Source organism: Pseudarthrobacter sp., from assembly GCF_036675385.1.
In the GTDB taxonomy this organism is placed as follows: domain Bacteria; phylum Actinomycetota; class Actinomycetes; order Actinomycetales; family Micrococcaceae; genus Arthrobacter.
This window is the reverse complement of the sequence record NZ_JAKFFD010000149.1, coordinates 1-21901: the sequence shown is the minus strand read 5'-3', so window position 1 is coordinate 21901 and position 21901 is coordinate 1. Positions and strand designations below refer to the sequence as shown.

The window sequence follows — 21901 nt, the reverse complement described above, 5'->3', positions numbered from 1 at the left end:
TCAGCCACGCTCCACATGTTTGAGTGATTTCAGGACACGTTCAAGGTGCCATTGCAGGTATACGGCCACCAGCCCCGCAGCTTCCCGTCGGTGCGGCACGTCCGAGCCATCCGCCGTCGTCCAGTCCCCGGTCAGCAGGGCACCCAGGAGCACGACGGTCTCCGCGGCCGGCGCAGGCGAACCGGGTGGCCTGCAGTCAGCGCAGACCATACCGCCGAGCGGAGCCGAAAAGGCCGTATGCGGGCCGGGCCGGCCGCAGCGGGCGCAGTTGGTAAAACTCGGAGCCCAGCCACCGGTGGAAAGGGCCCGCAGGAGATACGAATCCAGGATCAGTCCCGGCGCGTGCTCGGCCCGGGACAAAGAGGCCAGCGCCCCCACCAGCAGGTTGTACTGGGCGGTGCCGGCTTCGCCGTCGACGTCGGTCAGTTTTTCCGCAGTTTCGGTCATGGCAGCGGCAACGGTATACCGGCCATAGTCTGCGGCGATGTTGCTGCCATAGGCGCCCTTGGCAACAGCCTGCGTGACGATGTCCAGTGTCTTTCCGGAGACCAGCTGCAGGTCGGCAACCATAAACGGCTCCAGCCGCGCCCCAAACTTGCTGCTGGTCCGCCGCACGCCCTTGGCGACGGCGCGGATTTGGCCGTGGTGCTTGGTCAGCAGCGTGATGATGCGGTCAGCCTCGCCCAGCTTGTGCGTACGGAGCACCACGGCGTCATCCCGGTAGGACCGGGCAGCAAAGGATTGTTGGACCACGGTTAATCTTCGCACTGAGTTACGGAATGCCGGCATTGCCGGTGCGTTGCGCGCCGGGAATTCCGGCGCGCAACGTGTTCCGAATCAGGCCCGGGAATCCCGGATGGCACGGTTGACTGCGGAAATGACGGCCTTGAGCGAGGACATGCTGGTGTTGGCATCGATACCGACGCCCCACAGGACCCGCTCCCCCACGGCGCACTCGACGTAGGCTGCGGCCATGGCGCTGCCGCCTTCCGAAAGGGCATGCTCGCTGTAGTCCAGCACCCGGACATCCACGCCGTCCTCGCGCAGGATGCTCAACAGCGCGGCGATGGGCCCGTTTCCGGTGCCCGTGCGACGGGCCTGGACACCGTCAACGGTGAGCGAGGCGTGCAGGGTCATCCCGCCGTCGTCATCGGTTTCGGTGCTGACGGAACCGAGTGAGTAACGGCCCCACTGGCCCTCCGCCTGGCTGGAGGGCAGGTACTCGTCCTGGAAGTGCTGCCACAACTGGGCGCCGCTGACTTCGCCGCCCACGGTATCCGTCTTCTTCTGGATCACGCCGGAGAATTCCATCTGGGCACGGCGCGGCAGGTCCAGGCTGTGTTCGTTCTTGAGCAGGTAAGCCACGCCACCCTTGCCGGACTGCGAGTTGACGCGGATGACGGCCTCGTAGCTGCGGCCCAGGTCCTTCGGGTCAACGGGCAGGTACGGGACCTGCCAGGTAAAGTCCGCGACGTCCTTGCCGGCGGCGGCAGCATCCTTCTCCAGCGCCTCGAAGCCCTTCTTGATGGCGTCCTGGTGCGAGCCTGAGAAAGCGGTGAAGACGAGGTCGCCGCCGTAGGGGGAACGCTCGGCGACGGGGAGCTGGTTGCAGTACTCCACGGTGCGCCGGATCTCGTCGATGTCGGAGAAGTCAATCATGGGATCGATGCCCTGGACGAACATGTTCAGGCCGAGGGTGACGAGGTCCACGTTGCCGGTTCGCTCGCCGTTGCCGAACAGGCAGCCCTCAATCCGGTCCGCGCCGGCCAGGTACCCCAGTTCGGCGGCGGCCACGCCGGTACCCCGGTCATTGTGCGGGTGCAGGGACAGGATGATGCCTTCACGCGGGTGCAGGTTCCGGCTCATCCACTCAATGGAATCGGCGTACACGTTCGGGGTGGCCATTTCCACAGTGGCAGGCAGGTTGATAATGACCTGGCTGTCGGCGGATGCCTCGAAAACGTCGGCGATGGCGTTGCAGACCCGGACGGCATAGTCCAGTTCAGTTCCGGTGAACGACTCCGGCGAGTATTCGTAGGTGATGTGCGTGTCAACGAGGGTTTCCTCGTACTTCTTGCACAGTCTGGCGCCCTGGAGCGCGATGTCGAGGATGCCGTCCTGGTCCTGGTTGAACACCACACGGCGCTGCAGGACGGACGTTGAGTTGTACAGGTGGACAATCGCCTGCTTGGCGCCGACGAGGGACTCGTACGTCCGCTCGATCAGGTGCTCGCGGGCCTGGGTCAGGACTTGGATGGTGACATCGTCCGGAATGTGGTTACCGACGATGAGCTGGCGGACGAAGTCGAAATCGGTCTGCGAGGCGGAAGGGAAGCCGACTTCAATTTCCTTATAACCCATGCGGACCAGCAGATCGAACATCTTCATCTTGCGGGCCGGGCTCATCGGGTCGATCAGCGCCTGGTTGCCGTCACGCAGGTCTACAGCGCACCAGCGCGGGGCCTTGGTGATGACCTTGTCCGGCCACGTGCGGTCCGGCAGTTCAACGGTGATCTGGTCCTGGAACGGCATGTAGCGGTGGACGGGCATTCCGGAGGGCTTCTGTGCGTTTTGCATTACTATCGGGGCCTTTTCTGTGGTTCAAATCTGAAAGGGTGGCCGGGCAACACAAACTCCGCGACGAGGATGGGCCTTGCGCTAAATCGCGTCTGAGGCCTCGCCGCGGCAGCTAAGAAGAAGGAGCTCTGCGCGCACCATTTGAGGGTAGCACGCGTGCGTAAGATGAGAGAGCACCACCGTCCTTATCGTCCAACATGCAGACGCCGCCCCGGTGCCAGCGCCGGCCGCGGCACGTCACACGAAGGAGCACCTGTGCCCATCTCGGGGATCGACCTGTCCAACATTGACCACACCGTCAGGCCGCAGGATGACCTGTACCAGCACGTGAACGGGTCCTGGCTCAAGGCCACGGAAATTCCGGATGACCGGCCACTCGAGGGAACATTCACCGCGCTGCGCGACGGGGCAGAGATCGCGGTCCGGGACATCATCGAAGAAGCAGCCGCCAAGGGTGAGGCCGCCAGCGGGATAGAACGGAAGGTGGGCGAGCTCTACAACAGCTTCATGGACGAAGCGACAGTGGAGGCCAAAGGCATGGAGCCCATCCGGGGGCGGCTTGCCGAGGTATTTGCCACCACCACGGTTGCTGATCTCGTGGCCCTGGCCGGGCGGCTGTTCCGGTCAGACGTGTCCGGGCTCTTCTACATCTACCCGGCTCCGGACGCTGGCAACCCGGACCGCATCCTGCTCTACACCGGCCAGGGCGGCCTGGGACTGCCGGACGAGTCCTACTACCGGGAAGAGAAGTTCGCCCCCATGGTCAAGGCCTATGGCGAGCATGTCAGGACCATGTTCACGCTGGCCGGCGTGGACGATCCGGAGCCTGCGGCCGCACGCGTCGTTGCCCTCGAAACCAGCCTCGCATCCCACCACTGGGACAACGTCACCCTGCGCGACCCGCAGAAGACCTATAACCTCAAGTCCGCTGAAGAAGCGGCCACCCTGTTCCCGCTCCTGAACACCTGGTTCGAAGCTGCCGGGATCGACGCCGACAAGCGCAACGAGATCGTAGTCAGCACACCGGACTTCTTCAGTGGGGCCGCTGGCCTGCTGGAGTCCGAACCGCTCTCCGTGTGGCAGGAGTGGCTGGCCCTGCGGGTCATCAACGGCGCCGCGCCGTACCTGTCCTCCGAGTTCGTGGATGCCAATTTTGCCTTCTACGGAACAACCATCAGCGGCACGCCGCGGAACAAGGACCGCTGGAAGCGCGCCGTCGCCGTCGTCGAAGCTGCACTCGGTGAGGCCGTTGGGCAGATTTACGTCTCGAAGCACTTCCCCGAAACCCACAAGGCCCGCATGCAGACCCTGGTGGCCAACCTGATCGAGGCCTACCGGCAGTCCATCACCGGTCTTGCCTGGATGGGTGAGGAAACAAAGGCCGAGGCGCTGCGGAAACTGGGGGCCTTCCGCGCCAAGATCGGCTACCCCGACAAGTGGATCGATTACTCCGCGGTGGAAATCGACCCGCTGGACCTTCTCGGGAACGTGGAGCGGGCCCACAATGCCGACGTCGACCGCCACCTGGATGAGGTGGGCAAACCGGTAGACCTTAACAAGTGGCTCATGACACCTCAGACGGTCAACGCGTACTACCACCCGATGCTCAACGAGATCGTCTTCCCGGCCGCTATCCTGCAGCCACCGTTCTTCACAGCCGACGCCGACGACGCCGTTAATTACGGTGGCATTGGAGCGGTGATCGGCCACGAGATCGGCCACGGTTTTGATGACCAGGGGTCGCAGTTCGACGGCGGCGGCGCGCTGCGGAACTGGTGGACCGAGGATGACCGGACCGCCTTTGAGAAGCTCACAGCCAAACTGGTGGCACAGTACGACGAGTTGTCCCCCTATGCGGCGCCGGGGCACAACGTCAACGGCAAGCTGACGCTGGGGGAGAACATCGGCGACCTTGGTGGCCTGACCATCGCCTACAAGGCTTACCTGCTCAGCCTTGACGGCAAGGAACCGGAAGTGCTGGACGGACTGACGGGGCAGCAGCGGTTCTTCGCGTCCTGGGCAGCCGGCTGGCGGCAGGTGATCCGGTCGGAAGAGGCCATCAGGAGGCTCGCCACGGATCCCCACTCCCCCAACGAGTTCAGGACCAACGCCATCGCCAAGAACCTGGACGCCTTCCACCAGGCCTTTGGCGTGACCGACCAGGATGGCATGTGGATGCCGCAGGACGCTCGCGTCAGCATCTGGTAAGCACCCTCCAGACATACAGAGAGGCGGGGCCGCGTGGCCCCGCCTCTCTGTATGTCTACTGGGTGCTGCCGTCAGTCCTGGACGATCAGCACGGGGTTGGCCTGCTGGCACACCGTATCGCCGGCCGTCTGGTTGACGATGTCCTCGGGCAGGGCCACGCCCGCGCCGGCGCCGTAGGCTGCCCCGGTGGTGAAGTCCGTTCCAAGGTAGACCTGCACTCCGGCGACGCGGGGTGCCAGCTGGACCTGCGCGGCCGGAATACCCAGCAGCGCAGCCACGTCGGCTGCGACGTCGGCGAACTCAGTACCGTAGTAGACAACGCTCTGAGCCACCGGCGCGGCTTCCAACGGCCCGGATTGGGTGAAGCCTCCGGTGATCAAGGCCTGCACGATTTCCTGTGAGCGTCCCGGGACGCCGCTGCCGTTGGCCACGGTGACCGGTTGCAGCGCCTTGTCATACGGCGGCACCGCAGGGGTTGTTTCTGTTGGAGTGGCTGTTGTTTCCGTGGGCGCCGGGGACGGCGTTGTGGGCGCTGTTGGATCCGTGAGGTCCACGTCCTCGCGGAGGGCCGCAAACAGCTGGGACCCTGCGGGCTCCGCAATCTGCAGGCGGTTGATGTCCGTGACTGCCGGCGTGGTGGGCACGGCCACAAACGCCACCTTGCTGATGTCGATGTCCTTAAGCCGGCTACCGATACTCACGAGCGACGGCACGGAGGCCAGCCCCTCATCCACCGTGAGGTTCTTGGTCACTACATCGGCAATGGTCAGCATTTTAGAGGGGTCGGACAGTGTGCCGTCGTCCTTGATCTTGCGCGTGAGGGAGGACAGGAATCCCTGCTGTGCCCGGATCCGGCCCAGGTCGCCGCCGTCGGCAAAGGCATGACGGGTCCGCAGGAAGGCAAGGGCCATTTCGCCCTTAACGGCGGACGTACCCTTCGGCAGGCGCAGCCGGGAGTCAGGATCGTAGACGGCGTCACTGATGCACACGTCAACACCGCCCACCGTGTTGGAGAGTTCCTTCACGGCGGTGAAGTCCGCCATCATGAAGTGATCGATCTCCAGTCCAGTCAGTTTGTTGACCGTGTCCACGGCGCAGCCGATGCCGGCTTCGTTCATGGCCTCGTTGATCATGACACCGTTGCGGGCAGGAAAAGTCCGTTTGGTCTTCTGGTCGGTGCACTCCGGAATATCGACCAGTAGGTCCCGGGGGAAGCTGATGACGCTGACGCGCTTGTTGTCGGCCGATACGTCCATCAGCATCATGACGTCGGACTTGCCGTAACCTGTCGAGTCGTCCACGGCGCCGTACTCCGCGTTGGCGCCGTCCCTGGTATCGGAGCCAAGGATCAGGATCTGCATCCGATCCGATTTGTCGTCCGATGGGTTCGCGCCACCTGCGTTCAGCGGCGCCGTAGTGATGTTCGACTGGAACCGTAGATACCAGTAGCCCGCGAAGCCAAGACCGCCGACCACCAGGATAGTGACCACCGCAGTGGTCACCTTCAGCCAGGCCGGCATCCGGCTCCGGGATCCGAGATGCCGGGCAACGCCGACGGCGGTAGCGTCAGCGTGGCGGGACACCGGACCGGTCCCGGCTGACGCGTCAGCTCCGTACTCGCGATTGTCGCGGCCTCGCCCCATGTGTGGTGTACCTTCCTCGAAAAAATTGAATCCGGCCTATTTTAGTTGCCCAGTCTGGGAACTTCCCGACGACCGGCCGGGTAAAGCGAAAAGGCAGCGTCAGAAGCCAAGCTTGACCAACTGCTTCGGGTCGCGCTGCCAGTCCTTGGCCACCTTCACATGCAGGTCAAGGTAGATACGGGCACCGAGCAGCGCCTCGATCCCCTTGCGTGCATTGGTGCCGACTTCGCGGAGCCGTGCACCGCCCTTGCCGATGATGATGGCCTTCTGGGACGAACGTTCCACATAGAGATTAACGCGGACGTCGAGGAAGGGCCTGTCTTCGGGCCGGCCCTCACGCGGAACAATTTCATCGACGACGACGGCCAGGGAGTGGGGCAGTTCGTCGCGGACGCCTTCGAGGGCAGCTTCCCGGATGAGCTCGGCGATCATCACGGCTTCGGGTTCGTCCGTCAGGTGACCGTCCGGATAAAGGGGCGGCGACGCCGGCATGTGGCTGATCAGGACGTCTGCGAGCGTGTCCACCTGGAAGCCGTCGGTGGCGGAGACGGGGACGATGTCCTTCCAGCCGTCCTCGCCGATGACATCCCGGCCCAGTGCTGCGACGGCGAGCAACTGCTCGGTGAGCGCCTGCCGGTCCACTGTGTCCGCCTTGGTGACGATCGCGATGACCGGCTTATTGCCGATGGCGGCGAGCTGGGCGGCGATGTACTTGTCGCCCGGGCCGATTTTCTCGTTGGCGGGCAGGCAGAAGCCGATCGCGTCGACCTCGGCGAGGGTGTCGGCGACGAGTTCGTTCAGCCGCTTTCCCAGCAGGGTGCGCGGGCGGTGCAGGCCCGGGGTATCCACCAGGATCAGCTGGGCGTCATCGCGGTGCACGATCCCCCGGATGGTGTGGCGCGTGGTCTGCGGCTTGGCGGAGGTGATCGCCACCTTCTGGCCCACCAGTGCGTTCGTCAGGGTTGATTTTCCCGCGTTAGGCCGCCCCACGAGGACCGCAAAGCCTGCCCTGTAGCCGCCGAAGTCTTTGGCGGCCGAATCCGGGTTGGCCGGACGATTACTTTTCTTGCTCACGTGGAACTCCCTGCTGGGTTGCTTTCGCCTCGTCGAGGAGGTCTTCAAGGTCAGTGTCTGCTTTTGGTACTGCTGAGGCAATGATGTGGCTGACGCGGTTGCGGCGGCCCTCGAGCCGTTCGGCGAGCAGCGAGATGCCGCCCACCTCCACGCGGCTGCCCACAATGGGAACGCGGCCCAGGGCCTTGGCCAGCAGCCCGCCCACAGTGTCAACCTCGTCGTCGTCGAGCTCTATGTCGAACAGTTCTCCGAGGTCGTCGATGCTCATCCGGGCGCTCACCCGGTAGGAACCGCCGCCCAGGGCCACGGCCTCGGCGCTTTCGGTGTCATACTCGTCCACGATTTCGCCGACAATTTCCTCGATGAGGTCCTCCAGGGTGACAAGGCCGGCCGTGCCGCCGTATTCGTCGATCACGATGGCAACGTGTGTTGACTCCTTCTGCAGTTCCCGCAGCAGATCGCTCACCGGCTTGGACTCCGGGACGTACCGGACCTCGCGGGCCAAGGCTTCGACCGGGGGCGGTTCGTCGTCGGGTCCGAGCTCATGGAGCGTCGCCGCAACGTCCTTGAGGTACACGATTCCGAGGATCTGGTCCGTGTTGTCGCGGATCACCGGGATCCGTGAATAGCCCGACCGCAGGAACATTGACATGGCCCGCCTGAGGCTGGAGCCGGCGTCGATGCTGAGGATATCCGTCCGGGGCACCATCACGGCGCGCACCAGGGTGTCGCCGAAGTCAAAGACTGATTGGATCATTTCAGCTTCGGTGTCTTCGATCATGTCCGATTCGGATGCGCGGTCCACAAGTTCGCGGAATTCCTGTTCGCTGAAGAACGCGTCATCACCTGCCGGAGCGCCGGGAGCGGCGGCACTGCCCAGCGCCACGAGCCACCCCGGGATGGGTCCAAGGACCCACGTCAGTGACCTGATCAGCGGCGCTGTGGAGCGGACGACTGCGGCCGAATGCAGCCTGCCGAGCTGCCGCGGGGAAACGCCGACGATGACGAAGCCAAGCAGGGCCATGATCCCAGTGGCGGCCAGCCCGGCCAGCCAGACGTTGTCCAGCAGGCTGTGGAGCAGGACGGCCACCGCTACGGCTGAAGCCATCTCGAACCAGACCCGCCAGAACCGTAGGGCCCGGATATGCGCCACCGGCTGGGCCAGGATGCGCTTCATGGCGTTTCCGCGGCTTTTCAGCAGGGCGTCTTCGGCGTCATGCCGGGAAAGGAACGTGAACGCGGCTTCGGCTGCGGTCAGGAGTGCTGCGGTACCGAGGAACGCCAGGGCCATGCCGACAAGGAGCAGGGGCGTCACTGCGTGGTCTCGGCAGGTGCTTCTTTGCCGGTGAAGCCGGAAAGCAGCTGGCGCTGGAGGCCGAACATTTCTTCCTTTTCCTCGGGCTCTGCGTGGTCATAGCCGAGCAGGTGGAGGATCCCATGCGTGGTCAGCAGCAGCATCTCATCCTGCAGGGAGTGCCCGGCAGTGACGGCCTGCACCTGAGCCACCTGGGGGCAGACGGCGATGTCACCCAGCATCCCCTGGGGAGTGGGCCGGTCCGGCGTGCCGGGGGTCAGCTCGTCCATGGGGACCGAGAGCACATCGGTGGATCCCGGCTCGTCCATAAGCTCGATGTGGAGCTTTTCCATGGCGGGTTCATCCACCAGGAGAATGGAGAGTTCAGCCTGCGGGTGGATGTACAGCTGCTCAAAAACGTACCGGGACAGCGCTACGAGCTCCGCTTCATCAACCTGGATGCCGGATTCGTTGTTTACTTCAATGCTCACGCGCTTTCCCCCCGCTTTACCCGGCTTACCGAGTGTTTTACTTTGTTCCGCTGGACATCGTCCCAGAGACTGTAGGCACGCACGATGTCGCCCACAAGCCGGTGGCGGACCACGTCCGTGTCGTCCAGGAGGGTGAAGTTTACGTCCTCGATCCCCTGCAGGATCTCCTCCACGATCCGCAGCCCCGAGCGTGTGCCGAAGGGCAGGTCCACCTGGGTGACGTCTCCGGTGACCACCATTTTGGACCCGAAACCCAAACGCGTGAGGAACATCTTCATCTGTTCAGGTGTGGTGTTCTGCGCTTCGTCCAGGATGATGAAGGCGTCGTTGAGCGTGCGTCCTCGCATGTAAGCCAGCGGCGCCACTTCGATGGTCCCGGCGGCCATCAGGCGCGGGATGGACTCGGGGTCCATCATGTCGTGCAGCGCGTCGTACAGCGGGCGCAGATAGGGATCGATCTTGTCGCTCAGGGTGCCCGGCAGGAACCCCAGCCGCTCGCCGGCCTCGACTGCGGGCCGGGTCAGGATAATACGGCTGACTTCTTTCTGCTGCAGCGCCTGGACGGCCTTGGCCATCGCGAGGTACGTCTTACCCGTGCCTGCAGGGCCAATCCCGAAGATCACCGTGTTCGCATCAATCGCGTCCACGTAGTTCTTCTGGTTCAGCGTCTTGGGCCGTATGGTCTTCCCCCTGCTGGAGAGGATGTCATGGGTGAGGACGTCCACAGGGTTCTGCAATGACTGGCTGCGGAGCAAGGCGACGAGCTGGTGCAACACCGCGGGGCTGATGACTGTGCCACGGGCCACGAGGCCGCGCACTTCATGCAGCAGCCGCATGATGCGGGGAACTTCGTTGGCAGGGCCGCTGAGGGACAGTTCGTTTCCGCGGACGTGGAAGTTAACGGACGGGAACTGCTCTTCGATGTAACGCAGGGCCTCGTCATGGCTGCCGAGCGATTGGACCATCTGATCGGAGTTGTCAAAGAGAACCACCTCCGTCCGGACACCGGGAAGTGAATGGGGGAATTCTCCGGCGGCGCGGTCAGTATTGAGCCGGCGCTTTCCGTTCGCTGATTCAGTCATGGTGCTGGCCCGCAGGCCCGTGGTCCCCTCCAGTTCGAAAAATTAAGTGCGCCGGCTGCTGCGTGGGGGCTGTTGCCGAGCATGCAGGAGCCAGCGGAGTCCTTCCATCTTACGCCAGGAGGCACCTCCCGGCAGCGTCAGGCGGTCCCCGGCGAGGGTGCCCGTCACCGGCATACTGCGGGACGGTTGGCGTCATTAGGTATCAACTTCATATCGGGCTCATATCGTTCCCGTTGCAGTTGGGCCGGCAGCCCGGATTCGGTCTTTCTGGCGGAGCTGGCTATGCGATGCTGGAAATCATAGCCGTCCGGGGACCGGCTCACGGGGCCCAGGCCTCGCCATTTCACAGCCGGAAAGGACAGGCCACGAGAGTGCCGGAAACAGCGACCCCCCTCAGTGCCAGGCGCGTCGCGCCGCGTTTTCGTCCGCAACGTTTCCTGGGCCTGCTGCCAGCATTCCTCCTTCTCACCGGTTGTATCGCGGACCCCAGCCCTGAGCCCAACCTGACGGCAAACTCCAGTGCTGCCGCCACCGGCTCCCCGGGGGCACCTTCCACCAGCGCGCCCCTGGAAACCACACAGTCCTCGAATAAGGCCCCGGTCTACTGGATTGGCCGAAGCAACAGCAACGTGTTCCTATACCGGGAGTTCCGGGACGTGCCGGAGCAGGAGAATCCAGTGACCCGCGCCCTGCGGGCCATGATGTCCGAGAAGCCGCTGGACCCGGATTTCTTCACGCCCTGGCAGGATCCCGAAAAACTCGCCTCGTCCATCTCCGGCAAGAACGTCATTACCGTCGACGTCTCGGAGGATGCCTTTAACAGCAATCTCGACGCCGACATGGCCGGCCGCGCCATTCAGCAACTGGTCTTTACCGCTACGGCAGCGGCCGCGAGTTCCGGCCTGATCGATTCCGGCCAGCAGATCCAGGTCAGGATCCTGGTGGATAGCCACACCGATTACGTTGCCTTCGACCACGTCCAGCTTGGCGACCCCATGTCCCGAGCTGCCGGAATGGTGGCGCCCGTGTGGATCATCGATCCGCAGGAAGGGACTGATTTGGCCGGCGGAAGCGTCAAGATCACCGGCCGCAGCACGGTTCCGGGCGGTAAACTCCGCTGGCAGATCCTGCGGGCCGAAGCGAACGGGAACAAGGCGCCCTACCTGACCGGGGAGACCACTGCAGCTGCCGAAGCCGCCCAGTCCGGAGTCTTTACGCTTGCCCTTAGCCTGTCCTCGGGGAGTTACGAGCTCCGCGTTTCGCAGGTGGATGCGGCCGGCACCAGCCAGGAGCTGAATGTGGATACGCGGAACTTCAACGTCCGGTAACAGCCCGCGCAGCAGTCGGCCTCAGGATACCGGTGCTGTCCAGCGTCCCAGTACATCACTCGCCAGAACAACCGCTGCCGGTCCGGCCGTGGATGACCTCAGGACGTGGTGTCCCAAGAGCGCCGTCACGGCGCCGGCGTCGCAAAGCCGGGTGACTTCGCGGGGACTGATTCCGCCCTCCGGACCAACGATGAGCAGAATTTCCCGGGGTCCGCCGTCAGCCTGGGTGCCCTGCCATGATTCCAGGACAGACCGGAGCGGCCGGACCGCGTCTTCGTGCAGGATTACGGCCAGATCCGCTGCCGCCACGGCCGCCGCAAGGCCTGGCGTTTCGACGGCGGCGCGCACCTCGGGGATCCAGGCGCGGCGTGCCTGCTTGGCGGCGGCAGTGACCACGGACTGCCATTTTGCGTGGGCCTTGGCCGCGCGCTCACCCTTCCAGCGGACAATTGATCGCTCGGACTGCCAGGGAACTACGGCATCAATCCCGAGTTCGGTTGCCGTTTCCACGGCCAGTTCATCGCGGTCCCCCTTGGCCAGGGCCTGCACCAGCACAAGCCGGATGTCGGGCCGGTCCTCCACAACGAGGGCGGAGCATTCCACGGTGAGCTCCGCGGGCGACGCCGACACAACAGTTCCCGTCAGCCGCCTTCCGGCGCCATCGGCAATGTCCACCGCCTCTCCGGGAGATAGCCGTTTTACGGTCACGGCGTGGCGTGCCTCCGGCCCTTGAAGGACAAAACGGGCACCGGGCACCAGACCGTCCAGCGACCCGGCACCGCTGAAGAAAACGGGATTGCTCACCGCTACAGGTTACCGAACCGGTCCCGCAGCTTGGCAAAGACGCCGCCGCTGGCAGCCAGTTTGCCTTCCGTGAACTGCTCGCCCCGGAGCTTCGCCAGCTGCCGCAGGAGATCCTCCTGCGCGGCATCCAGCTTGGCCGGCGTCTCCACCTGCAGATGGACCATCAGGTCCCCGCGGCCGTAACCGCGCAGGTGCGTCACGCCGAGTCCACGGAGCGTGATGATCTCCCCTGACTGCGTCCCTGCCTTGACGTCGATTTCCTGCAGCCCGTCAAAGGTTTCCAGTGACAGCTCGGTGCCTAGGGCGGCGGCAGTCATCGGGATGTGCAGCGTTGCGTGCAGGTCGTCACCGTCGCGTGCGTACGTGGCGTCGTTGTTGACCCGGAGTTCCACGTACAGGTCCCCGGACGGTCCGCCGGCCGGGCCTGCTTCGCCCTGCCCGGAGAGCTGGATCCGGGTGCCCGTGGCAACACCGGCCGGCACCTTGATGGTGAGCGACCGCCGGCTGCGGATGCGGCCCTGGCCGCTGCATTCGTTGCAGGGGTCCTTGATGACCGTCCCGAAGCCTTCGCAACTGCCACATGGGGCCGCCGTCATGACCTGGCCCAGGATGGAGCGCACCGCGCGCTGGACCTGGCCGCTGCCGCCGCAGATATCACAGCGCACAGGGTGGCTGCCGTCGCGGCAGCATGACCCGTTGCAGGTGGGGCAGGTGACGGCTGTGTCCACTTCGAGTTTCCGGTTGACGCCGAACACGGCATCGCGGAGTTCGATCCGTACACTGATCAGCGCGTCCTGGCCGCGGCGGACCCGGGAAGCGGGGCCGGAGGTGCCGCCGGCCCCGAAGAACGTGTCGAAGATGTCCTGGAACGCGAAGCCCTGGCCGGAGTATCCACCGCCGCCGAACCCGTTGTCGGTGCCGTTCTCATTGCCGGTGGTGTCATAGATCCGGCGCTTTTGCGGGTCCGAAAGTACCTCGTAGGCATGGGTCACGGCCTTGAAGCGGTCCGATGCATCGTCCCCGGGGTTTACGTCCGGGTGGAGAGTGCGGGCCAGCTTGCGGTAGGCCTTCTTGATCTCTTCCCCGGTGGCTTCCGGCGAGACTCCGAGGACGTCGTAGTGGCTGCTCAAAGTTCGTATCTCTTCCTTGTTGTACTGACGGCAGGCGTGCTGCCGGCACTGCTCTTCGTGCCTGGACCGTGATGCTGTTACGGACCCAGAATTCTTGAAAGGTAACGGGCTACTGCCCTGACGGCGGCCATGGTGGTGGGGTAGTCCATCCGGGTAGGGCCGAGCACACCGATCTTGGCAGTGCTGTCTGGTCCGTAGCCCGTGGCCACCACGGAGGCTTCCGCTAGTCCGTCGTACGGGTTTTCACGCCCGATGCTGACTGCCACGCCCCTCGGATCCTGCGCCATGTCGCTCAGGAGGCGCAGCAGGACAACCTGCTCCTCGAGCGCTTCCAGGACCGGTCCGATACTGAGCGGAAAATCCACATTGGAGCGGGCGAGGTTCGCCGTTCCGGCCATGACCATGCGTTCCTCGCGACTGCTGTGGGCGAGCGTTTCCAGCCCGTGGGCCAGGGCCTGGGCCGCCGCGCGCTGGCCCGGGCTGACGGACGAAACGACTCCGGGCAGCGAGGGGGTCAGCCGGCTCAGCGAGATGCCCGCGAGTGATCCGAGGAAGTGTGTCCGCAGCGCGGCGATGGCGTCGTCGCCGAGGTCCTGGCCGATGTCGATCACGCGCTGTTCGACCTTGCCGGTGGTGGCGATGAGGACCACCAGGACCTGCCGGGGCGCGAGCAGGACGAATTCGATGTGGCGGATGGTGGCGCGGCTCAGATGCGGATACTGCACTACGGCGACCTGGTTGGTCAGCTGCGACAGCATCCTGACGGTCCTGTCCAGGACGTCGTCCAGATCGTCGGCGCCCTCCAGCAGCGACTGGATGGCACGCCGTTCCGCGTGGGAAAGCGGCTTTACCGCTGAAATCTGGTCCACAAACAGCCGATAGCCTTTGTCTGTGGGGATCCGTCCGGCGCTGGTGTGCGGGGCCGTGATCAGGCCGTCGTCTTCCAAGGCCGCCATGTCGTTGCGGATGGTGGCACTGGACACGCCGAGGTGGTGGCGTTCCACGAGCGCTTTTGAACCTACTGGCTCGCGGGAGTGCACATAGTCCTCCACGATGGCGCGCAGTACTTCGAGTTTGCGCGGCTCGCTCATACTCCACCTCCATCCGTGGTCACTGCAGGGTTAGCACTCGACATGCCCAAGTGCTAACAGTCTAATATGAGTCACCCCGTTGTTAGCATTGGTACCGCTCCGGGCGAAATTCCGGGCCAGGATCTAGCGGCAAGGCGGAATCAATCCATGCAGTACCAGAACTGGGGTCCGCAGGAGATCACCGCGCCCGTCAAGAGCGAACTGCCTGAGGTTCCCGTGGAACGCGGCATGGTTCTTGAAGACGCCCAGTCCGGCTGGGTGGGAGCGGTGACCCGGGTGGAGAAGTCCGGCGGCATGCATGTAGTGGCCCTCGAAGACCGGCGCGGCAAGTCCCGGTCCTTCCGGCTGGGCTTCGGGTTCCTCCTGGAGGGTCAGCCCATCCGGCTCGTTCCCCCGGCGCCCCGGCAGGCCGCCCCCGTGGCCGCCGGCCGGACGGCGTCCGGCTCGGTCCGCGTTGCCGGCCAGCGTGCCCAGGTGGCCAAAGCCAGCAGAATCTGGGTGGAGGGAAAACACGACGCCGAACTCGTGGAAAAAGTCTGGGGTGACGATCTCCGCGTAGAGGGCATCGTCGTCGAGCCTTTGCATGGCATTGATGACCTGGCGGGGGCGGTGGCCGCATTCGGTCCCGGTCCGGGACGGCGGCTGGGGGTCCTGGTGGACCACCTGGTGCCCGACTCGAAGGAGTGGCGCATCGCGGCTGCCGTGATGGCCTCCCCCGGTGCGGCCGGGAACGTCCTGATCGTCGGGCACCCTTACGTTGACGTGTGGCAGGCCATCCGGCCTGCTGTCCTGGGCATCGAACAGTGGCCGGTGGTGCCCCGCGGGCAGGACTGGAAGACCGGCATCCTGGCAGCGTTCGGCTGGCCGCACTCCACCAAGGAAGACATCGGGCTTGGCTGGCAAAAGCTGCTGGGCGCTGTCCGCAGTTACGCGGACCTGGAAGCGTCACTGCTCGGGAGGGTGGAGGAAGTCATCGACTTCCTGACGGTGCCCTGACACCGGATCCGCTCCTGGCGGCAGCATTTGGTGGCTGAACCAGTATTCTTGGTACTGCGGAGGCTGCAGTTGCTTCAGTCCGGCATTCTCCAACCCAGCACCATTGCACTTTCGAAGGAAGAAAACCGTGGCACAAAACGCACGCGAGCACCGGGACGACCACGGCGGCCAGGGCCGTTCCGAGTACCAGGGCGTTCCGGCTAATGCGCTGCCCCTGACGGCCAGCGAAGACCGCCAGTGGGCCACGCTGGCACACTTCGGCGGGATCCTCGGCTGCGTTCCGTCGCTGTTGATATACCTGATTTTCCGTGAGCGCGGGCCGTTCACCGCCCAGGAATCCAAGGAAGCGCTGAACTTCAGCCTGCCGCCCACCATCGCGGCGCTGGTGGCCAATCTCCTGGTGTTCATTCCGGTGATCGGAAACATCTTCGCCGTCATCGCCACCCTGATCTGGATTGCCCTGACCTGCTTCTCCGTGGCCGCAGGTATCCATGTCAACAAGGGCCAGCCCCACCGTTACCAGTACAACCTGCGCTGGATCAAGTAACGGCCACAACGCGGGGTCACTACACGCCCGATAATCGCATTGTATTGGGCAGGAAGTGACCCCGCGTTGCTTTAATTCGTCAGTCCGGCAGGATCCTGCGGACCACGGCGTCGGCCAGCAGGCGGCCCTTCAGGGTTAATACCAGCGTGCCGTGGAAGGCAGCCGGCGGCTCCACCAGGCCGTCGGCAATGAGCCCGGCCATGGCGTGACGGCCGTGCTCGCCCAGCGTTGACGTGGCCAGTCCCGACACGAGCCGGGCCTCAAGCATCACGCGCTCCACGTCGCGGGTTTCGGCGTCGAGCGTTTCCCGCCCGGCCGCCGGTGACAGGCCCTGAGCGAGCCGTCCGGCGTAGGCCGTGGGGTGCTTGACGTTCCACCACCGCACCCCGCCCACGTGTGAATGTGCACCAGGCCCGATGCCCCACCAGTCGTCCCCGCGCCAGTACGCGAGGTTGTGCCGGCATGCCTGCTCCGGCGTCCGGGACCAGTTGCTGACCTCGTACCAGCTGAGGCCTGCAGCGCCGATCAGCTGGTCGGCGAGTTCGTATTTGTCGGCGTGGTCGTCGTCGTCGATTCCCGGGACGTCACCACGGCGGATCTGGGCTGCCAGCTTGGTGCCGTCTTCCACGATCAGCGCGTAGGCACTGATGTGGTCAGGCTGGTAGGAGAGGGCCGTCTCCAGGGAGAACCGCCAGTCCTCCAGGGACTCCCCCGGTGTCCCGTAGATCAGGTCCAGGCTCACGGCCAGTCCGGCATCGCGCGCCCACTGCACCACCTGCGGCACGCGGCTGGGCGTGTGCGTGCGGTCCAGGACCTTCAGGACATGGGGAACGGCAGACTGCATGCCGAAGGAAACCCGGGTGAAGCCGGCATCGGCCAGAACCTGAAGGGATGCCGGGGTGACCGAGTCCGGGTTTGCTTCGGTGGTCACTTCGGCGCCGGGTTCCAGGCCCCAGTGCCCGACGGCGGCCGTCAGGATCCGTGCGAGGTCTTCCGCCGGGAGCAGCGTGGGAGTGCCGCCGCCGAAGAAGACTGTGCTCAGCGGACGGTCCGGGAGACCCGAGTGCCGCAGGACTGTGGCGGCAAAGTCGACTTCGGACACGGCCGTGGTGGCGTACGCGTCCTGTGACGCTCCGCCGCCCAGTTCGGTGGCCGTGTAGGTGTTGAAGTCGCAGTATCCGCAACGAACAGCGCAGAACGGGATGTGCACGTACAGCCCGAAAGCCCGGTCCGCGGAACCGGCCACTGCCTGGGCGGGCAGCAGACCGTCCGACGGCGCGGGGTCGCCGAGCGGAAGAATGCTAGGCATTGCAGGGGCCTCCGGTGTTGCCGGCCACTGTCATCACTACTTCTTGGCCTTGTCCTTGGACTCGTCGGTGGTCAGCGCAGCGATGAAGGCTTCCTGGGGGACCTCAACGCGGCCCACCATCTTCATGCGCTTTTTGCCTTCCTTCTGCTTCTCCAGCAGCTTGCGCTTCCGGGAAATGTCGCCGCCGTAGCACTTGGCCAGAACGTCCTTGCGGATGGCGCGGATGCTTTCCCTGGCGATGATCCTGGAGCCGATGGCAGCCTGGATGGGCACTTCGAACTGCTGGCGGGGAATGAGCTCGCGCAGTTTGCCGGTCATCATCACACCGTAGGCATAGGCCTTCTCGCGGTGCGTGATGGCGGAGAAGGCATCCACCTGTTCGCCCTGGAGCATGATGTCCACCTTGACCAGGTCGGCCACCTGCTCGCCGTCGGCTTTCCAGTCCAGCGAACCGTAGCCCCGGGTCTTGGATTTGAGGATGTCAAAGAAATCGAACACGATCTCAGCGAGCGGCAGCCGGTAGCGGATTTCGACCCTGTCCTCGGACAGGTAGTCCATGCCGCCGATAACACCGCGGCGGCTCTGGCAGAGCTCCATGATGGCGCCCACAAACTCATTCGGCGCCAGGATGGTGGCAGCCACCATCGGCTCGCGGACCTCTGCGATCTTGCCGGAAGGGTATTCGCTGGGGTTGGTCACATGGACCACCTTCTTGTCCTCCAGCGTCACTTCATACTCCACGTTGGGGGCGGTGGAGATCAGGTCAAGATTGTATTCGCGTTCGAGCCGCTCCCTGGTGATTTCAAGGTGAAGCAGGCCGAGGAAGCCGACGCGGAAGCCGAAGCCGAGCGCGGCCGACGTTTCGGGCTCGTACACCAGGGCGGCGTCGTTGAGCATCAGCTTCTCCAGCGCATCGCGGAGCACCGGGTAGTCCGTGCCGTCCAGCGGATACAGGCCGGAGAAGACCATCGGCTTGGCATCGGCGTAGCCGGGAAGGGAGGCCGTGGCAGGCTTGGCGAGGTTGGTGACGGTGTCGCCGACCTTGGACAGGCGGACGTCCTTCACACCGGTGATGAGGTAGCCCACTTCGCCAACCCCGAGACCCTGGGAGGGGGTGGGCTCCGGGGAGCTCACCCCGATCTCGAGGAGTTCGTGGGTGGCCCGGGTGGACATCATCTGGATGCGTTCACGGGGGTGGAGCATGCCGTCAACCACACGGACGTAGGTAACCACACCGCGGTACGTGTCGTAGACCGAGTCGAAGATCATGGCGCGCGCGGGGGCGTTCGGGTCCCCTACGGGGGCCGGCAGATCGCGGACGATCTTGTCCAGCAGGACCTCGACGCCCATGCCGGTCTTGCCAGAGACGCGGAGCACGTCGTCGGGGTCGCCGCCGATCAGGCTGGCCAGTTCGGCCGCGTACTTCTCAGGCTGGGCTGCCGGGAGGTCGATCTTGTTCAGTACCGGGATGATGGTGAGGTTGTTTTCCATCGCCAGGTACAGGTTCGCGAGGGTCTGGGCCTCAATGCCCTGCGCCGCGTCAACGAGCAGCACTGCGCCTTCGCAGGCCGCCAGCGAACGGGACACTTCGTAGGTGAAGTCCACGTGGCCGGGGGTGTCGATCATGTTCAGCGCGTAGCTGGTCCCGTCGAGTTCCCAGGGCATGCGGACCGCCTGGGACTTAATGGTGATACCGCGTTCGCGCTCGATGTCCATGCGATCCAGGTACTGGGCCTTCATATCGCGGGACTTAACCACCCCGGTGAACTGCAGCATGCGGTCAGCCAGGGTTGATTTACCGTGGTCAATGTGCGCGATGATGCAGAAATTCCGAATGATGGCCGGATCAGTCGCGGCGGGCACCGGGGCGGTGCGGGCCATGGGAGACACGCAGGGTCCTTACTGTTGACATTCGTGCGACCCCCGCCAGGACGCACCGGAGGCACCCTGCGGCTGGACCGCACATTTGGAACCTCCAGTCTCCCACGTCCGGGCGCATCGTATTGCATTCAGGTCAAACCCGGCACGGTGGCCCGGCGATAGTCTTGGCCCATGCCTATCAACCTCCGCTCCTTGGCCAACGCTGTCCGGACGTCCGTCAGGGTCCTGCAGAAGTTCCGTACCGGTGCAACCCGATCTGCCGGACCGTACACGCCTGCACCGGCCCGCCAGGCGGCGCCGGTGAGGCCGGCCCCGCACGGCGTCTATCCTGGCGACTTTGCCGGCGCGGCGTCCATCCGGTACGCGCCGCAGCCCGACGGCAGTCCCGACCCCGGCGAGATTGTGTGGACTTGGGTGCCGTATGAGGAGGACCACACCCGGGGCAAAGACCGTCCGGTTCTGCTGGTGGGCAAGAGCGGACGGTACCTGCTGGGGGTAATGCTCACCAGCAGGGACCATGACCATGCCGGCAACGGATCCGGAGACTACGTGGACATCGGAACTGGCAGTTGGGACCGCCAGCAGCGGCCCAGCGAGGCAAACCTTGGACGGATCCTGCAGATCAGCCCGGACGCCATCCGGCGCGAAGGTGCAGTTCTGGACCGGAAACGCTTCGATCTGGTGGCTGCAGGCATACGGCGCCGACACGGCTGGAAATAGCCCGCCAAATGGCCAGCTTCCGGGGGGTCTGCTATTCTGTATAGCTGTGTGTCCGTGCAGGTCGACGGCCACTGATGGTTGGCCGCCATAGGTATCCCCACGCCGCTCAGTCAATGGCCAATCTGAAAGCCCTCTAGACCATTTCCGCATTAAAAAGAGAGTTCACACGTGGCTAATATCAAGTCCCAGAAGAAGCGCATCCTTACCAACGAGAAGGCTCGCCTGCGCAACAACGCAGTCAAGTCTGAGCTGAAGACGGCCATCCGCGCCGTCAACACCGCCGTTGAGTCCACCGACAAGGATGCAGCTGCCGCTGCCCTGCTTGTTGCCGGCCGCAAGCTGGACAAGGCTGTCAGCAAGGGTGTTCTGCACAAGAACAACGCAGCAAACCGCAAGTCGGCCATCTCCAAGAAGGTCAACGCGCTGTAAGGTTTCCAGTTCACCTGAACTGATGATTGTGGCCGGCACCCGATGGGTGCCGGCCACACATCTTTAAGCCGCCAGCGTCTCTGCGCCAGAGCCACCTACCGCAGGCCCGGTCAGCTGACGTCAGTGCCCGCGCACAGAGGTTGCGATGACGGTCACCGCATGTTCAACGGCATAGACGGGATCACGCGAAAGGCCCTTGACCTGGGCATCGGCCTCGGCGGTGGCCTGGATGGAGCGGACCAGACCCTCCGGGGTCCAGCGGCGCACATCGCGCTGGGCCTGCTCCACGAGCCAGGGCTGCATGCCCAGTTCCCGGGCGATCTGCGCCGGGGATCCCTGGGCGCCGGCTACTTTGGCCACCGTCCGCAGCTTGGCTGCCAGCGCGGCAACCAGCGGAACCGGATCAGCCCCGGTGGCCAGCGCGTGGCGAAGGGTGGACAGCGCCACTGGACCGTTTCCGGCCATGGCAGCGTCCGCGACCTTGAAGGCCGTGGCCTCGATCCGGCCACCGTAGTAGCGGTCCACCAACTCCGGGGTCACTGCTCCCGTGGCATCCGCGATCAGCTGGCTGCACGCCGCCGCGAGCTCCGAAAGGTTGGCGCCGACGGCATTAACCAGCGTCTGCACGGCGTCCGAGCTGATCTTGCGTCCGGCGGCCCTGAATTCCGTTGCCACGAAAGTGGCCTTATCCGCATCCTTCTTCAGGGGCTGGCAGTCAACTACCGGCCAACCGCCGGCCTTGACGGCATCGAGGAGCTTCTTGCCGCGGACTCCCCCGGCGTGGCGCAGGACGAGCACCGCATCCGGCTCCGGGCGGGCCAGATAGGTCAGTGCGTCGGCCAGGAAGGCATCGTTCATGGCTTCAACGCCTTCGACTTCGATCAGTTTGCGCTCACCGAAGAGTGAGGGGCTGACTTGCATGGCGAGGGTCCCGGCTTCGTACGTTCCGGCCGTGAGGCGGCTGACTTCCACGTCGGGAAACGCCGTCCGCACCTGGGCGCGGACATGGTCCATGGCACGGATGCCTAGGTATTCCTCCGGTCCGCCCACCAGGACGATTTCGGCAGGCGTCACGTCCCGCCAGGTGGCCGTGTTGGACGCCGGAGTCCTGGTTCGTGTGGTCTGGGCTGCGGCCATGGTGGATTCCTCCCGGAAATTCTGGTGCAGTGTCTAAGCCTGCCACGGTGGGCCGCCGCCACCAAGCCGGGGCCACGCTGGCCTGGCCCGCGCCGGTCCGGCCAGCACCGCGCCGGCCAGCACCGGGCCAACGTGGCCCCCAGCTGCCGTTCCAGGAGGT

19 protein-coding genes are annotated in these 21901 nt (G+C 64.8%); 6 read left to right on the top strand and 13 right to left on the bottom strand.

What is annotated here, in order from left to right:
• Window positions 1-753 carry a DNA repair protein RecO gene (gene recO / locus V6M49_RS12125; RefSeq protein ID WP_104060689.1) on the bottom strand — a complete coding sequence of 251 codons (753 nt, stop codon included), beginning with the start codon at window positions 751-753 and terminating at the stop codon, window positions 1-3.
• An 84-nt stretch (window positions 754-837) separates the two neighbouring features.
• Complete coding sequence (leuA, locus tag V6M49_RS12120; protein ID WP_332761248.1) at window positions 838-2577, bottom strand: 2-isopropylmalate synthase; 1740 nt, start codon at window positions 2575-2577, stop codon at window positions 838-840.
• Between the two features lie 255 nt (window positions 2578-2832).
• On the opposite strand from leuA, the gene V6M49_RS12115 reads away from it, so the two are divergent.
• Window positions 2833-4785: a M13 family metallopeptidase gene (locus tag V6M49_RS12115; protein ID WP_141140657.1), complete on the top strand. Its 1953-nt coding sequence runs from the start codon at window positions 2833-2835 to the stop codon at window positions 4783-4785.
• Window positions 4786-4856: 71 nt separating this feature from the next.
• Here V6M49_RS12115 and V6M49_RS12110 read toward each other — a convergent pair whose 3' ends face one another.
• The 5 genes from V6M49_RS12110 to V6M49_RS12090 all read right to left on the bottom strand — a co-directional run bounded on the left by V6M49_RS12110 (window position 4857) and on the right by V6M49_RS12090 (window position 10369).
• Entirely contained in the window at window positions 4857-6428 is a 1572-nt protein-coding gene (locus V6M49_RS12110) for an LCP family protein (protein ID WP_332761247.1), read from the bottom strand.
• A gap of 99 nt (window positions 6429-6527) precedes the next feature.
• On the bottom strand, window positions 6528-7502 hold the full coding sequence (era, locus tag V6M49_RS12105; protein ID WP_056340115.1) for a GTPase Era: 975 nt from the start codon (window positions 7500-7502) through the stop codon (window positions 6528-6530).
• On the bottom strand, window positions 7486-8817 hold the full coding sequence (locus V6M49_RS12100; RefSeq protein WP_141140660.1) for a hemolysin family protein: 1332 nt from the start codon (window positions 8815-8817) through the stop codon (window positions 7486-7488). Before V6M49_RS12100 ends, era begins: the two co-directional genes overlap by 17 nt.
• Window positions 8814-9287, bottom strand: coding sequence for an rRNA maturation RNase YbeY (gene ybeY / locus V6M49_RS12095; RefSeq protein ID WP_141140661.1), 474 nt, complete (start codon window positions 9285-9287; stop codon window positions 8814-8816). The genes V6M49_RS12100 and ybeY overlap by 4 nt, the downstream gene beginning before the upstream one ends.
• Entirely contained in the window at window positions 9284-10369 is a 1086-nt protein-coding gene (locus V6M49_RS12090; protein ID WP_141140662.1) for a PhoH family protein, read from the bottom strand. Before V6M49_RS12090 ends, ybeY begins: the two co-directional genes overlap by 4 nt.
• 371 nt (window positions 10370-10740) lie before the next feature.
• Between V6M49_RS12090 and V6M49_RS12085 the strand changes: the two genes are divergently transcribed.
• Window positions 10741-11697 (top strand): GerMN domain-containing protein, encoded by a 957-nt coding sequence (locus tag V6M49_RS12085; RefSeq protein WP_442959721.1) that lies wholly within the window; start codon window positions 10741-10743, stop codon window positions 11695-11697.
• 21 nt (window positions 11698-11718) lie between these two features.
• Here the strand turns inward: V6M49_RS12085 and V6M49_RS12080 are convergent, their stop codons facing one another.
• From V6M49_RS12080 to hrcA, 3 genes are all read right to left on the bottom strand, one after another.
• Window positions 11719-12501, bottom strand: a complete 783-nt coding sequence (locus tag V6M49_RS12080) for a 16S rRNA (uracil(1498)-N(3))-methyltransferase (protein ID WP_141140664.1) — start codon at window positions 12499-12501, stop codon at window positions 11719-11721.
• Window positions 12502-12503: 2 nt separating this feature from the next.
• Window positions 12504-13631: a molecular chaperone DnaJ gene (dnaJ, locus tag V6M49_RS12075; RefSeq protein WP_104060697.1), complete on the bottom strand. Its 1128-nt coding sequence runs from the start codon at window positions 13629-13631 to the stop codon at window positions 12504-12506.
• Between the two features lie 77 nt (window positions 13632-13708).
• Complete coding sequence (hrcA, locus tag V6M49_RS12070; RefSeq protein ID WP_104060698.1) at window positions 13709-14722, bottom strand: heat-inducible transcriptional repressor HrcA; 1014 nt, start codon at window positions 14720-14722, stop codon at window positions 13709-13711.
• Between the two features lie 147 nt (window positions 14723-14869).
• Here hrcA and V6M49_RS12065 point away from each other — a divergent pair, with 147 nt between their 5' ends.
• Window positions 14870-15718, top strand: coding sequence for a DUF3097 domain-containing protein (locus V6M49_RS12065; protein WP_141140665.1), 849 nt, complete (start codon window positions 14870-14872; stop codon window positions 15716-15718).
• Window positions 15719-15845: 127 nt separating this feature from the next.
• Window positions 15846-16265 (top strand): DUF4870 domain-containing protein, encoded by a 420-nt coding sequence (locus V6M49_RS12060; RefSeq protein ID WP_104060700.1) that lies wholly within the window; start codon window positions 15846-15848, stop codon window positions 16263-16265.
• A gap of 79 nt (window positions 16266-16344) precedes the next feature.
• On the opposite strand, the gene hemW is transcribed toward V6M49_RS12060, so the two are convergent.
• Window positions 16345-17574 (bottom strand): radical SAM family heme chaperone HemW, encoded by a 1230-nt coding sequence (gene hemW, locus V6M49_RS12055; protein WP_332761246.1) that lies wholly within the window; start codon window positions 17572-17574, stop codon window positions 16345-16347.
• A 36-nt stretch (window positions 17575-17610) separates the two neighbouring features.
• A complete protein-coding gene (lepA, locus tag V6M49_RS12050) occupies window positions 17611-19464 on the bottom strand; it encodes a translation elongation factor 4 (protein ID WP_210412301.1) in 1854 nt (617 codons plus the stop codon).
• A gap of 162 nt (window positions 19465-19626) precedes the next feature.
• Here lepA and V6M49_RS12045 point away from each other — a divergent pair, with 162 nt between their 5' ends.
• Together V6M49_RS12045 and rpsT are read left to right on the top strand one after the other, a co-directional pair.
• Window positions 19627-20175, top strand: coding sequence for a type II toxin-antitoxin system PemK/MazF family toxin (locus V6M49_RS12045; protein ID WP_332761245.1), 549 nt, complete (start codon window positions 19627-19629; stop codon window positions 20173-20175).
• A 168-nt stretch (window positions 20176-20343) separates the two neighbouring features.
• Window positions 20344-20604, top strand: coding sequence for a 30S ribosomal protein S20 (gene rpsT, locus V6M49_RS12040; RefSeq protein ID WP_056340153.1), 261 nt, complete (start codon window positions 20344-20346; stop codon window positions 20602-20604).
• Between the two features lie 120 nt (window positions 20605-20724).
• Here the strand turns inward: rpsT and holA are convergent, their stop codons facing one another.
• Window positions 20725-21741 (bottom strand): DNA polymerase III subunit delta, encoded by a 1017-nt coding sequence (gene holA / locus V6M49_RS12035; RefSeq protein WP_332761244.1) that lies wholly within the window; start codon window positions 21739-21741, stop codon window positions 20725-20727.
• Window positions 21742-21901 lie beyond the last annotated feature (160 nt).

Excerpts from the sequence above, each read along its gene's own strand:
- leuA (WP_332761248.1), bottom strand. The coding sequence starts at position 2,577 with ATGCAAAACGCACAGAAGCCCTCCGGAATGCCCGTCCACCGCTACATG.
- V6M49_RS12110 (WP_332761247.1), bottom strand. The coding sequence starts at position 6,428 with ATGGGGCGAGGCCGCGACAATCGCGAGTACGGAGCTGACGCGTCAGCC.
- V6M49_RS12090 (WP_141140662.1), bottom strand. The coding sequence starts at position 10,369 with ATGACTGAATCAGCGAACGGAAAGCGCCGGCTCAATACTGACCGCGCC.
- hrcA (WP_104060698.1), bottom strand. The coding sequence starts at position 14,722 with ATGAGCGAGCCGCGCAAACTCGAAGTACTGCGCGCCATCGTGGAGGAC.
- V6M49_RS12065 (WP_141140665.1), top strand. The coding sequence starts at position 14,870 with ATGCAGTACCAGAACTGGGGTCCGCAGGAGATCACCGCGCCCGTCAAG.
- hemW (WP_332761246.1), bottom strand. The coding sequence starts at position 17,574 with ATGCCTAGCATTCTTCCGCTCGGCGACCCCGCGCCGTCGGACGGTCTG.
- V6M49_RS12045 (WP_332761245.1), top strand. The coding sequence starts at position 19,627 with ATGCCTATCAACCTCCGCTCCTTGGCCAACGCTGTCCGGACGTCCGTC.
- holA (WP_332761244.1), bottom strand. The coding sequence starts at position 21,741 with ATGGCCGCAGCCCAGACCACACGAACCAGGACTCCGGCGTCCAACACG.